Consider the following 12,804-nt stretch of genomic DNA (forward strand, 5'->3'; position numbering starts at 1 on the left):
GCGGGGGACTTCCCCGTTGTCGCGGGCGTCACCGCGAGATCGCGACGATGACCACGGCGTCATCAGCGTCACTGAAGGAGAACGTGATGTATTTCACCGATCGGGGCATCGAGGAGCTGGTCGCGCGCCGGGGCGAGGAGGAGGTCACCGTGGTGTGGCTCGCCGAGCGCCTGCGCGAGTTCGTGGATCTGAACCCCGACTTCGAGACGCCGGTGGAACGGCTCGCCACCTGGCTGGCGCGGCTGGACGACGAGGACGACTGACAAAAACACGATATATCTTGACCTTCCGGTGGACGCGACATATCGTGTTCACCAGAAGGAGGTCACGCACATGCGGCAGTGGACGATCGAGAAACCAGAGCAGCTCACCTTCGACTCCGTGAGAAAACTCAACGTGCGGATCGTGGCGGGAAAGCTGGCGGTGCTGGCCAGCGACGGCCCTCCCACACTTGAGGTCACCGAGGTCGACAGCCCGCCGTTGCTCGTCACCCACGACGACGACGGCACGCTCACCGTCACCTACAAGGACCTCACCTGGGACGGTCTGCTGGGCTGGCTTCGCCCCGGGCGCCGCAGGGCCACGCTGACCCTGACCGTGCCGAAGAACTGCCCGGTCAACGTGGGCGTGGTCTCCGCGTCCGCGGTCGTCGCCGGGTTCGAGGACCGCACCTCGGTCAAAAGCGTCTCCGGCGAGATCGTGCTCGACGGGGTGAGCGGCGAGATCAACGCCGACACCGTCTCCGGCGCCGTGGAGAGCCGCGGCCTGGTCGGAGACCTCTCGTTCAAGAGCGTCTCCGGCGAGCTGACCGTCGCCCAGGGCACACCCCGGCGGCTGAGCGTCACCACCATCTCCGGCAAAATCACCGCCGATCTGGAGCTCCCGCCGACCGGCCACGTCACGATGAACAGCGTCTCCGGCGACATCGTGCTCCGGCTCCCGTACACGGTCGAGACCGATGTCAAGCTCCGTTCCACCTCGGGCAGACTCGACACCGGCTTCACCGAGCTCGACCACTCCGTCCAGCCCGGCGCGAAGACACTGGGCGGCCGGATCGGCGGCGGCATGGCCTCACTCACGGCCAACACCGTCTCCGCCGACGTCACCCTCCTGAAGGGATCACAGGCATGAGCCCGGTCTTCGGCCACGGAAGGCTCCGGCTCTACCTCCTGAAGCTGCTGGAGGAGAGCCCGCGTCACGGCTACGAGGTGATCCGGCTCCTCCAGGACCGCTTCCTCGGCGTCTACTCACCCTCTCCCGGCACGATCTACCCGCGCCTCGCCCGTCTGGAGGAGGAGGGCCTCGTCACCCACGAGGTCGTGGACGGCAAGAAGGTCTTCACCATCAGCGACCGGGGCCGCGCCGAGCTCAACGGGCGGCTCGACGAGCTCGCCGACCTGGAGCAGGAGATCTCCGACTCCGTCCGCGACATCGCCCGCGAGGTGAAGGAGGACGTGCGCGACACGGTCAAGTCGCTGCGCGAGGAGCTCACCCAGATGGCGCGCGACGTCCGCCAGGGCTCCGAGCAGGACTCGCGCAGGGTCTGGCGCGAGCAGAAGACGGAATGGCAGCGTCAGAAACAGGAGTGGCAGCGCCAGACCGACGCGTGGAAGGACGAGTGGAAGCGCGTCTGGGCCGACGGCTTCACCGGCGAGGGGTCGCGCGCGGGAGACGCCCGGCTCGGGCAGATGCTCGCCGAGTTCGTCGAGGAGGTCCGCAGGGACGCGGCGTCCGCGCAGGTCAGCGAGGAGACCCTCGCGACCGCCCAGGACGCCCTGTACGACGCGGCCCGCCGCATCCGCGAAACGCTCCGATGATCTGCGGCGGTGCCCCGTACGGCACCCGCCGGTCGTGACGTACCGCGCCCGACGGTCTCCATGAGATGGCGGCCCCGGAGCCGGTGAGCCTCCGGCCGCCGGATCCGCCGGCCCGTGGGCCCGGCCGGCCAGGGGACAGGCCGCGCCCAGGGTTCCCCGGGTCGCCCCACGAGGCCGGGCGACCCGTGCGACCGCCCGGACGACCCGCGGGATCGGCCGGGCTCATCCCGGCAGGGTGAAGACGACCTTTCCGAAGAGCTCGCCCTCGTACATCGCCGCGAAGCCCTCGCGCGCCTCGGTCATCGGCAGGACGCGGTCGATCAGCGGGCGAGTGCCGGTCTGCTCCAGGAAGCGGGCCAGCCTGCCCAACTGGTCGCGGGTGCCCATGGTGGAGCCGATCACGGAAAGCTGCAGGAAGAAGACGCGGTTCAGGTCGGCCGGCGGGACCGCACCGCTGGTCGCGCCGGAGACCACGATCCGGCCGCCGGGACGCAGCGCCTTCAGCGAGTGCCCCCAGGTGGCCTGGCCGACGGTCTCCATCACCGCGTCGACCCGCTCGGGCAGCCGGGCACCGCTCTCGAACGCCTGGTCGGCGCCCAACTCCAGAGCCCGCGCCCGCTTGCTCTCCGAACGACTGGTCACCCAGACCCGGTATCCCCCGGCCCGGCCCAGCAGGATCAGCGCGGTGGCCACTCCGCCGCCCGCGCCCTGGACCAGCACGGTCGAGCCCGGCTCAAGGCCCGCCTTGTCGAACAGCATGCGGAAGGCGGTCAGCCAGGCGGTCGGCAGGCAGGCGGCCTCCTCGAAGCTGAGCCCGGCGGGCTTGGGCACGAGATTGCGCCGGGGCACGGTGACCCGCTCGGCGAAGGTGCCGTCGTATTTCTCCGAGAGCAGGGAGCGCTTCGGGTCGAGTGTCTCGTCGGCCCCGCTGCCGATCACCGAGTGCACGATGACCTCGTTGCCGTCCTCGTCCAGCCCGGCGGCGTCGGCGCCGAGCACCATCGGGAGTTGCTCCTCGCGAAGCCCCACCCCCCGCAGACTGAACAGGTCGTGATGGTTGAGCGAGGCGGCTCTCACCGTGACGGTGGCCCACCCGTCGGGAACCTTGGGTTCCGGGCGCTCACCGAGCGTGAGACCGTCGAGAGGATTGTCGGGATCGATCCGCGTGGCGGTTACAGCGAACATGGCCGCACCCTACGCCGTCCGCGTCGGGTCCACCGCGAACGGGGTGTCCCCCGCGCCGGTCACACGACGACACGCGATCCGCGAGCCCGTCCCCGCACGCCCGCGACGGCCACCGCGAACGCGGCCCGTGCGATCGGCCCCCCTACGTCGTCCGCCTGACGGTTATGCCCGCCATCGTCCGCTCGACGTGTCCTTGCTCCCCCGAGGCCGCGACGTACACGTCGTCCTGGCAGGTCTCGGCGGAGAAGCGGCGCCGCCGCTCGATGACGGAGAGTTCGATCGACGCGACGTCGCAGCCGGGGATCGGAGCCAGCACCAGCAGCGTCTCCCTGGCCCCGCCGAACCACAGCTGCGGCCCCAGCGGCTCACCGCGCAGGGTCTCTCCCCGCGCGGCCAGCCGCAGCGGGGGCCTGGCGTCGAGCACGAGGTAGCCGCCCTTGGTCACCCTGCCGCGCAGGTTGCGCGCCCAGAGCATCCGCTGCTCGAAGGGCATGCCGTTCTTGAGGTCGCGTAGCGCCACGAACCACGGGTCGAACGCGAACAGCAGCACCTCCCCCTCGGCCGCGCTCATGGGAGGCCAGAGCGTGACCCCCTTGACCAGCTGCCGGATCATCGGCCGTCCCTGGGATACCCCCGACGGGCCTCCCGACGGCACGTTCAGTTGCCGGTAAGGACCGGGGTCGCCGTCGAGCCGGCCCGACATCGCGGGCCGCACCCCCAGCTTGGCGAGTCCCACCTCCGCCGGATAGCTCACCTCCGCCGCCGAGCCGTCGGGGAAGACCACGTCGATGATCTCCCTGCCGCCCTCCTGGCGAAACCGCGGGTGAAGCACGTTCGGGACCTGCTCCGCGACGACGCTCGCCCGGGTGGGCACCGGCTGCGGCGGGGGCGGCGGAACCACGTCCGGCTCCCGGCCCGTCAGCAGGTTCCACGCCACGAGTGCGACCAGCGCCGCGCCGGCGATCCAGCGCCACGGACCCCCCTGGGACCTCGCCTCGATGATGTCGTGCTGCCCACCGGCCACGTCTTCGGCCGCCTCCTGCGGAAGGTACGGTTCTCGGCCCCATCTTCGGGGCTCGGCGGTCTCGGCACCCGTGTCAGTACCGTCACGAATCAGATTCGATGCCCACGGGGAAGGTGCCGCCGCACCGCCGGGTCACCCGGCCCGCCGCGTCCGGTGCCCCGACGTCTGTGTTCCGGTGCCCGATGCACGACGTCCGAGCCCGTGTTGCGGGGGCCGATGCACGAGAGCGGGACTTCGACGTCCGAGCCTGTGCTCCGGAGTCCGATGCGCGAGGGCCGGGGGCCGTGTTCCGGGGGCCGTGGTGCGACATCCGTGTCGCGGGACCCGTGTTCCAATATCGCTCTCGCGTCCGCGAGAACCCTGTACCGTCTCCCGGAGAATGACCACGAGAAGCCGCGACACAGCATCAAGAACGTCACTTCGCTCCACGGTCGGAAGGTGTCGGAGTTACTTGAGAAACTCTGGATAATCGCTGTTACCGATGGTGCCGGCGATGCCTCGGAGCCCGCCACGCAGCCATGGTGAGCTGCTGAAATGCCTATTCGTTAAGCTATAACAAATAGCTATTTAAATAACGAGACAGCATCGGATGGAACCGGCCGAGACTTTTTCCCGTCAATTCCCGCCGAGTGCTCGATCCAGTCAGTAACGTTCCGATCGTTTTCCCGGCAAGGAGAAGTCCCGTCTCCCCGCTGAGAACGAAAGGAGCTTCATGAATTCCCGAGCACGGCGCCTCACGATCCCCCTCACCGGCGTTCTCATGATCGCCGGAGTGATCGGCGCCACCACCGGTGCCAACGCCGGTACGGCCCCCAAGGACGTGGTCAGTTCCGCCGCCTCCGAGACGGCAGGCGAGGCCACCGCCTTCTGGTCGCCCGAGCGCATGCGCAAGGCCACCGACGCCACCGGCGACGTCGACCTGAGCGTCAAGGGCGGCAAGTCCTCCAACGCCGCGGGCCCCGACGGCCCCGGCGGGTCGGTCCCGCCGATCGGCGCGGAGGGCACCAAGTCCGCCAAGAGCAAGCAGGTGAACCTGCCCAACACCGTCGGGCGCATCTTCTTCACCCTGCCCGGCGCCAACCCGGCGGACCCGAAGAGCTGGAAGTACTGCTCAGGCAGTTCGGTCCAGGGCAAGTACCGCAACGTGGTCGCCACCTCCGCACACTGCGTCTACGACGTGAAGACCAACCAGTTCTACGACAACTGGATCTTCATCCCGTCCTACTGGGACGGCAACCAGGCGTGGGACGGCAAGAACCCCTACGGCATCTACGCGGCCAAGTGGTTCAACGCGCACGACGACTTCGTGGTGAAGGAGGACTACGACTACGACTACGCCTTCGTCAACGTCCACTCCGGGTTCAAGGTGAACTGGGAGAAGGACAAGGACGGCAAGTGGCAGCCGATCATCAAGAACGTCGGCCGTCTCGGCGACAACGTCGGCGGGCAGGGCTTCGCCTGGAACCAGAAGGTGAAGAACTCCGTCTTCTCCTTCGGCTACCCGGCCGGCCTGCACCCCGACGGTGACAAGCCCTTCTCCGGCCGCACGATGAAGTGGTGCTACGGCACGACCGGCGCCATGCCGGCCGCGCCGAAGTACAACGTCCAGGAGCACGTCGGCTTCAAGTGCGCCTTCACCTCGGGCGCGAGCGGCGGCCCCTGGATCTACAAGTACAAGAACTCCAGCCGGACCGGCTACCTGATCGGCGTGAACAGCATCGCCTGGGACACCGACAAGAACGACCGGTACGACAAGATCTCCTCGCCGTACTTCAACGGCGACACCTACAAGGTCTACAAGACCGCGGCCAACCGCTGGACCAGCTGACTCGCGCGCTCCGGCCGGCTGTAAGGCCATTCGGCCGTCCGGAGTGAACGAGGAGGACCCGTCCCGTACGGGTGGCGGCCGACCACGAATCCGGTCTCCGGATCGCTTCGGGGAAGGCCGCCACCCGTACGGGAACGTTCTACGCACCCACCGACTTCCCAAGGTCGTCCGTGAGGGCGAAGAGGGGGCCGGTGGCGGCCCGCATCGAGCAGAGGCTGCCGTAGGTGCGTTCGAACCGGATGAAGCGACCGTTCCAGATCCCGGTGGCGGTCACCGTGACCGGGTCGTACTCCAACGTGCAGGCCACCCCCGGCCTCGGCCTGAGCTTTCCGGGATCGCCCAGCAGGTTGGCGAGCACCGCGCACGCGTGGACCGCGTCGGGGTGGGTGCCGCCGGGCCGATCGCACAGCAGCAGGGCGTGTCCGAGCGCGGGCAGAGGCTTCTCTCCCCGCGCGAGGCTCACCACGAGCACCTTGCCGCCCCGCGAGGGCATTTCCCCGGGAAACGGTCTCACCGGTGCGGGCATGATCTGGGCGGGCTCGCCCGGATGGAGCGGGAGCGGTCTCGTCACCTGCGGTCCTCGGTCATCGGGACGCGGAAACGGCCACGTCTTCTGCGGTCCGGGAACGGGGTCGCGGGGCGGCATGGACACTGCGGACACTGCGGACGCTGTGGCCGTGCCCGAGAACTGGAGGAGGCCGGCGAGAGCCAGGCAGAGAAGACGACGCCGCATGAGATCCCCCGATGACGTGTGACGCGGATGCCGCGACCCAGCCTGCCCTCTCCCGCACTCGTGAGACGGCTACCAGCCCCGGTGTTTCCCCAGTTCATACGGTCACATGACCCGCGGCGGAGGCGCCGATCAAGATGAAGTAGATCAGACGGTCCCCACGGGTTCCCGGTTCCACGGATTCTGTAACAAAAATATAACGGTCCAACTGACTGCCCGTTTTATAGCTTTTTAACCCATCTTTACCGAGTACGGTCACCTCTTGTCTCTTTACGCATGCGTGGGTTGCCGTCCCGAGCGACGACCCATGACAAAGAAGGAGCTTCATTGAACTCCCGAGCCAAGCGCCTCATCCTCCCCGTGGGCGGCGCCCTCGCCGCCGCCACGATGATCGGCGCCACCCTCCCCGCCACCGCTCAGGCGAGCACGGCCAACCCCGACATCAAGTCGTCGGCCCTCACCCCCTCCGGTAACGCGAAGGCCATCGCGGGCTACTGGACGGCATCGAAGCTCAAGTCCGCGGCGACCTACACCGCCGACTCCACCGTCTCCGCCAAGCTGACCAAGACGGGCGCCGCCAAGGCCGCCGCCGACGGCAAGCCCGGCGTCGTCGCCCCCACCGGTGAGGGCGGCAAGAGCGCCGGCAAGTCGCGGAACGTGAACCTCCCCATCACCGTCGGCAAGGTCTTCTTCGTCGACGACAAGGGCAAGGAGCGTTGGTGCTCCGGCACCGCCGTGCAGTCGAAGTTCCGCAACCTGGTCGCCACCGCGGCCCACTGCGTCTACGACACCGACACGAACAAGCCGTACGGCAACTTCGTGTTCATCCCCGGCTACTACCAGGGCAAGGCTCCCTGGGGCATCTACGTCGGCGCCAAGGTCAACACCCACGACGACTTCACGGTCTACGAGGACTACGACTACGACTACGCCTTCGTCAACGTCTACAACGGCATCAAGCAGCAGCCCGAGAAGGAGGTCGACTACAAGACCTTCAAGGCGCACATGGACAAGGGCGGCGTCGGCCGTGAGTCGGCCACCACGGTCGACTTCGAGACCTACGACAAGTGGACCCAGAAGGGCGGCCTGGGCAAGGTCGAGAACGTCTCCTCCGACGACGAGGTCGGCCCCCAGTTCAAGGGTGCCCTCGCCGTCGCCACCGAGACGGACAAGTGGACCTGGGAGAAGGTCGCCGGCGAGGTCTACGGCCTGAAGAACGACAAGGTCACGCTCAAGGGCAAGGACCTGCCGCAGTCCGACTGGCCCAAGGCCGGCTCCAAGCTCGAGACCCGCGTCGACCACGTCACCAAGACCGAGTACGACAGCTACAAGGGCCTTGGCTACCGGAAGATCGATTCCAAGGGCAACTACACCATCACGTACTACTTCGTGGTGAAGTACATCAAGAAGACCGCGTCCGTGAAGTACGTGATCTACCGTCACTACATCTCGACGGTGGCCGACGCGGGCCGTCTCGGCGACAACGTCGGCGGCCAGGGCTTCAGCTGGAACCAGAAGCTGGGCAAGAAGGTCTTCACGTTCGGCTACCCGACCTCGGCCCACCTCGACGGCAACAAGCCGTACTCCGGTCACACCCAGAAGTGGTGCTACGGCACGACCACCGCCGCGCCCGTCGTGGCGGCCTACAAGGCCGAGGAGCACCAGGCGATCAAGTGCGCCTTCACCCCTGGCGCGAGCGGCGGACCCTTCCTGCTGCAGTACAAGAACGCCAAGCGGACCGGTTACCTCAACGGTGTCGTGAGCCTCACGATCGACAGCGACGGCAACAAGCGCTACGACCGCGTCACCACCCCGTACTTCAACGGTGAGACGTACGGCATCTACAAGCACGCCGCCAACCTCTGGACCGGGAAGCTTCCCGCCTAGGCACAGGCTTCGTGAACGAGAAGGGGCCCGGTGCACATCGGGCCCCTTTTTCCACCTTCACGGGGTGCTTATACACCGTCAGGCACACTGATCAGGTAACAGAGTAAGAGCGGATCGGTCCAACGAACTGCCCAAAACCAAGTTGATCTGGAAAAATCACCCCTTACGCCCCTGGTAGCCACCAGAAACTCCCCGGTCCCCGGAAAGGATCCCCCCATGCCCTCCCGCGCTCGGCGGCTCACGGCCACACTCGGCGGGCTGGTCGCCGCCTGTGTGACCATGACGTTCGCGTTCGCCGGGAGCGCGGCGGCCGCCCCGCTGTACGGCCCCCCCAACGGGATCACCTCGATCACGCTGACCAAGAGCAGCGCCGACATGAAGCGGATCGCGGAGTACTGGAGCCCGGCCAGGCTCAAGCAGGCGATGGACAACGTGCCGGCCACGCCCGGCAATCCTCCCTCCTCCGCGTCTCCCCCTTCCGCGTCTCCCTCCTCCAGCGGCCCCTCGGGAAGCGCCACGCCGGGAAGCGCCACGGCCGCCGCGGCATCCGGCAGCGGGGAGAGCGGCGCGACCACCGGCGGGAAGAGCTCCACCACGTCCGGGAAGGCCGCGCCGGTCGTCAAGCCCACTCTCCCGAAGAAGCGGGTCCCGTCCTCCGGCGGCTCACCGGTGACCGTGGGCAAGGTGTTCTTCCGGATCGGCGCCAAGGACTACTGGTGCTCCGCCTCCTCCGTGGCGGCGGCCAACCGTAATCTGGTCGCGACGGCCGGGCACTGCGCCTACGACGCCAAGACGGGCAGCCAGGCCGAGTACTGGATCTTCATCCCCGGCTACGACAAGGGCAACACACCGTACGGGATCTACGTCGGCCACTCGCTCAACCTGCACGAGGACTTCGTCGGCCAGGGCGACTACGACTACGACTACGCGTTCGTCACCGTGCACGACGGCTTCAAGTGGAAGGCCGGCAAGACGTCCGGCAGCTACGAGATGGAGAGCGTCGGGAGCCTGGAGGACAACGTCGGCGGGCAGGGCATGGTGACCAACCGCGGCACCGGCCTGTCCACGGTCGCCTTCGGCTATCCCGCCGCCCCGCACCCCGACGGCTATCGGCCCTACGACGGTCAGCGGCTGAAGTGGTGCGACGGGCGCACCATCAAGGTGAAGGCCCCCACCCGCCTGGTCGAGCAGGGCATCGCCCTGACCTGCGGTTTCACCAACGGCGCGAGCGGCGGTCCCTGGCTGATCTCCTACCGCAACGGACTCGGCTACCTCAACGGCGTCAACAGCTTCGCCTGGGACGTCAACACCGACCGCAGGTTCGACAGGATCTCCTCGCCGTACTTCATCGCGTCGACCTATGTCGTCTACCACTGGGCCGCGACCCAGCAGGCGCCCCGATCATAACGCCGCCTTAAGAGACACTTAAGAGACCCTTATACGGGGTTTGCTCCGCCGATCGCTGCATAGGTTGCTTGTCGTCCCGCAGTTCCCGGATGTCCGGGAACGTTGCAGCGCAAGGAGCTCGTCTTTTGAAGCACTCTCTTCTCCCCCTCGGTGGCGTCGCAGCCGCCACCGCCCTGCTGACCACCACCCTGGTCGGCACCGCCCAGGCGGCCCCCGACTGGGCGACCGACCCGATGGCGAGGAACAACGCCTCGGCCGTTTCGGTCATCAACTTCTGGGCGGCCTCGAACTTCGCCGCCCTCAAGAAGGCGACGGTCTACAACCCCGACCCCGGGGCGCCGAAGATGAAGGTCGGCGGCGGCTTCTCCCCCGACGGCAGGCCCGGCAGCGTCGGTCCGACCGGCTCGCAGAAGGGCACCCCGTCGACCGCCAAGAACGTCAACCTGCCCAGGACCATCGGCAAGGTGTTCTTCGTCGTCAACGGCGAGTACCGGTGGTGCTCGGCCACCTCGATCCAGGGCAGGTACCGCAACCTCGTCGCCACGGCCGGCCACTGCGTCTACGACCCGGGCAGCAACAGCGACACCCTCGACAAGTGGGTCTTCGTCCCCGGCTACTACCAGGGCAAGACCCCGTGGGGCATCTACGTCGGCAAGTCGGCGTGGACGCACTACGACTTCGCCAACTACGAGGACTACGACAAGGACTACGCCTTCGTCACGGTCTACAACGGCGTCGCCTTCAACGGGGTCAAGCAGGTCACCAAGCGTGAGTACAACGGGTTCAGCGGCCCCAAGTGGTCACGTGGCTCGCGCTACCACATCCTGCTGTCGAAGGACGTCGGCCGCCTCGGCGACAACGTCGGAGGCCAGGGCTTCACCTGGAACCAGAGGACCGGCAAGACCGTCTACGCCTTCGGCTACCCCACCGCCCCGCACCCCGACGGCAACAAGCCCTACACCGGCGTGACGCCCAAGTACGTGTACGGCAAGACGTCGGGCAAGGAGTACGTCTCCGCGGCGCACAAGGTCGAGGAGCACGTCGGCCTCAAGGGCGCCCTCACCCCGGGCGCCGACGGCGGACCGTGGATCTCGCAGTACAGCAGTTCCACCCGCCTGGGGCTCGTCAACGGCGTCACCAGCCTGTTCGGCGACCAGGACCAGAACGACCGCTACGACCTCATCACCTCGCCGTACTTCGACGGCGAGACCGCCGACATCTACAAGAAGGCCGCCAACGTGTGGTCCGGCAGGATCGTCGGCCCGAACGGCGAGCTCTACAGGTGACTCGCATCTCCTGAGGGGCCCTTGCCCCGACCATTCGCGGGACCCGGCGCGCGGCGCCGGGTCCCGCACCCGTTTTCCGGGGCCGAAAAGCGTTGCACGGGGCGATCCGGAAGTTTTTCCGACCGGATGTGAGGGCGTTAGACGTGCCCGCTCCGAAATCGGTGCCATCAATCTAATGTGATCTGCATCACATGTCGATCATGACTCGCCCTGACAGATCGATCACACCCCATCAGTCACTTTCGCCTCACGCTTACCTCTACCTGCGGAAACAACTCTGTCCAACCTCTATCGCAATATCGGCAGCAGAGGTGTCTAAACATCACGAAACGGTCTCGGGCCGCCGGGTTCCCCCCTTCCCCCTCGAACCGGCTTCCGGTGTTCAAGATCTGCGCTGTATGTTTCTGGCAATCCCTTTACTGAGGTTTGGGACGCAAGAGGCGTCCCACATCAGACCAAGGAGTTCCCTTGAAGCGCATCCTCCTCCCCGCCGGTGGCGCCGTTCTGGCCACCGGACTGCTCGCCGCTGGTCTGGCCGGCACCGCCAACGCCGCCCCGGACTGGGCCTACGACACCATGGCCAAGGACGCCCCGGCCGCGGTCGACGTCGCCAAGTTCTGGCTCGCAGCCAACGGCGTCACGAACAACCTGGCCAAGGCCACCCCCTACACCTGGGAGACCAAGGCCACGCCGAAGCTCAACGCCGGTGGTGGCTACACCCCCGACGGCAAGCCCGGCGAGGTCAAGCCGACCGGTGAAGAGAAGAAGGCCGCCGCGAAGGTCAAGAACATCAACCTGCCGAAGTCCATCGGCAAGGTGTTCTTCGTTGACTCCAAGGGCGCGCTGAAGTGGTGCTCGGCCACCTCGATCCAGTCGCAGTACCGCAACCTGGTCGCCACGGCCGGTCACTGCGTCTACGACGACAAGGCCGACGCCAGCGTCATGGACAACTGGGTCTTCGTCCCCGGCTACTACCAGGGCAAGACCCCGTGGGGCATCTACGTCGGTAAGACGGCGTACACGCACTACGACTTCGCCAACTACGAGGACTACGACCGCGACTACGCGTTCGTGACCGTGTACAACGGTGTCCAGATCGGTGGCGGCACCGCCAAGGAAGTCAGCCAGAAGGACTACGAGGCCTCCACCGGCGCGAAGTTCGCCAAGGACGTCGCGATCTCCGAGGCGGAGTACAAGAAGACCGTCGACCTGCACGGTGGCGAGACCGCCGCCGCGTGGGCCAAGGCCGAGACCGTCAAGGACCCGGTCGGCCCGAACTACCCCGGCGCCGTGCTGACGCTGCAGGAAGTCTCCAAGGACGACTACGACAAGGCCCCCAGCGCTCACGGCACCAACGGTGCCAAGGCTCACTGGGCCACCAAGGTCGAGCACGTCACCAAGGCTCAGTACGACGCCTACAGCGGCCCGGGCTACCGCAAGATCGACGGCAAGGGCAACTACACCATCACCCACTACTACCTCAAGTTCTGGGTGAAGAAGACCGACATCAAGTCGTACTACAAGACGGTCTTCTACGTCATCGACGGCTTCATCAAGGACACCGGCAAGCTCGGTGACAACGTCGGTGGCCAGGGCTTCACCTGGAACCAGAAGCCGCAGCAGACGGTGTTCGTGTTCGG

Annotated in this window: 11 protein-coding genes; 8 read left to right on the forward strand and 3 right to left on the reverse strand. The window is 67.1% G+C overall.

Going from position 1 to position 12,804, the window contains the following annotated elements:
- The first annotated feature begins 86 nt into the window (after window positions 1-86).
- The 3 genes from ACFY3V_RS39365 to ACFY3V_RS39375 all read left to right on the forward strand — a co-directional run bounded on the left by ACFY3V_RS39365 (window position 87) and on the right by ACFY3V_RS39375 (window position 1,817).
- Complete coding sequence (locus tag ACFY3V_RS39365; RefSeq protein WP_329094229.1) at window positions 87-263, forward strand: DUF6104 family protein; 177 nt, start codon at window positions 87-89, stop codon at window positions 261-263.
- Window positions 264-333: 70 nt separating this feature from the next.
- The gene (locus tag ACFY3V_RS39370; RefSeq protein WP_350949753.1) at window positions 334-1,131 is read left to right on the forward strand and encodes a DUF4097 family beta strand repeat-containing protein; all 798 of its coding nucleotides are present in this window, start codon (window positions 334-336) and stop codon (window positions 1,129-1,131) included.
- Window positions 1,128-1,817 carry a helix-turn-helix transcriptional regulator gene (locus tag ACFY3V_RS39375; protein ID WP_362907180.1) on the forward strand — a complete coding sequence of 230 codons (690 nt, stop codon included), beginning with the start codon at window positions 1,128-1,130 and terminating at the stop codon, window positions 1,815-1,817. Before ACFY3V_RS39370 ends, ACFY3V_RS39375 begins: the two co-directional genes overlap by 4 nt.
- Before the next feature lie 222 nt (window positions 1,818-2,039).
- On the opposite strand, the gene ACFY3V_RS39380 is transcribed toward ACFY3V_RS39375, so the two are convergent.
- The gene (locus ACFY3V_RS39380) at window positions 2,040-3,002 is read right to left on the reverse strand and encodes a zinc-binding dehydrogenase (protein WP_362907178.1); all 963 of its coding nucleotides are present in this window, start codon (window positions 3,000-3,002) and stop codon (window positions 2,040-2,042) included.
- Between the two features lie 142 nt (window positions 3,003-3,144).
- Entirely contained in the window at window positions 3,145-4,026 is an 882-nt protein-coding gene (locus ACFY3V_RS39385) for a hypothetical protein (protein ID WP_362907176.1), read from the reverse strand.
- A 712-nt stretch (window positions 4,027-4,738) separates the two neighbouring features.
- Here ACFY3V_RS39385 and ACFY3V_RS39390 point away from each other — a divergent pair.
- The gene (locus ACFY3V_RS39390) at window positions 4,739-5,854 is read left to right on the forward strand and encodes a serine protease (RefSeq protein ID WP_362907174.1); all 1,116 of its coding nucleotides are present in this window, start codon (window positions 4,739-4,741) and stop codon (window positions 5,852-5,854) included.
- 139 nt (window positions 5,855-5,993) lie between these two features.
- On the opposite strand, the gene ACFY3V_RS39395 is transcribed toward ACFY3V_RS39390, so the two are convergent.
- On the reverse strand, window positions 5,994-6,425 hold the full coding sequence (locus ACFY3V_RS39395) for an SSI family serine proteinase inhibitor (protein ID WP_362907172.1): 432 nt from the start codon (window positions 6,423-6,425) through the stop codon (window positions 5,994-5,996).
- Between the two features lie 486 nt (window positions 6,426-6,911).
- On the opposite strand from ACFY3V_RS39395, the gene ACFY3V_RS39400 reads away from it, so the two are divergent.
- The 4 genes from ACFY3V_RS39400 to ACFY3V_RS39415 all read left to right on the forward strand — a co-directional run.
- On the forward strand, window positions 6,912-8,471 hold the full coding sequence (locus tag ACFY3V_RS39400; RefSeq protein ID WP_362907168.1) for a hypothetical protein: 1,560 nt from the start codon (window positions 6,912-6,914) through the stop codon (window positions 8,469-8,471).
- A 216-nt stretch (window positions 8,472-8,687) separates the two neighbouring features.
- Window positions 8,688-9,878 (forward strand): hypothetical protein, encoded by a 1,191-nt coding sequence (locus ACFY3V_RS39405; protein ID WP_362907166.1) that lies wholly within the window; start codon window positions 8,688-8,690, stop codon window positions 9,876-9,878.
- 125 nt (window positions 9,879-10,003) lie between these two features.
- Window positions 10,004-11,164, forward strand: a complete 1,161-nt coding sequence (locus ACFY3V_RS39410; RefSeq protein ID WP_362907164.1) for a hypothetical protein — start codon at window positions 10,004-10,006, stop codon at window positions 11,162-11,164.
- A gap of 468 nt (window positions 11,165-11,632) precedes the next feature.
- Window positions 11,633-12,804 (forward strand): trypsin-like serine peptidase (locus tag ACFY3V_RS39415; protein ID WP_389780425.1); only part of this gene is annotated, 1,172 nt, incomplete at its 3' end.

It is taken from the genome of Streptosporangium sp. NPDC000095 (assembly GCF_042899335.1).
GTDB lineage: Bacteria > Actinomycetota > Actinomycetes > Streptosporangiales > Streptosporangiaceae > Streptosporangium.

Coding starts and splice junctions, on each gene's coding strand:
- ACFY3V_RS39365 (WP_329094229.1), top strand. CDS start 87: ATGTATTTCACCGATCGGGGCATCGAGGAGCTGGTCGCGCGCCGGGGC.
- ACFY3V_RS39370 (WP_350949753.1), top strand. CDS start 334: ATGCGGCAGTGGACGATCGAGAAACCAGAGCAGCTCACCTTCGACTCC.
- ACFY3V_RS39375 (WP_362907180.1), top strand. CDS start 1,128: ATGAGCCCGGTCTTCGGCCACGGAAGGCTCCGGCTCTACCTCCTGAAG.
- ACFY3V_RS39380 (WP_362907178.1), bottom strand. CDS start 3,002: ATGTTCGCTGTAACCGCCACGCGGATCGATCCCGACAATCCTCTCGAC.
- ACFY3V_RS39390 (WP_362907174.1), top strand. CDS start 4,739: ATGAATTCCCGAGCACGGCGCCTCACGATCCCCCTCACCGGCGTTCTC.
- ACFY3V_RS39405 (WP_362907166.1), top strand. CDS start 8,688: ATGCCCTCCCGCGCTCGGCGGCTCACGGCCACACTCGGCGGGCTGGTC.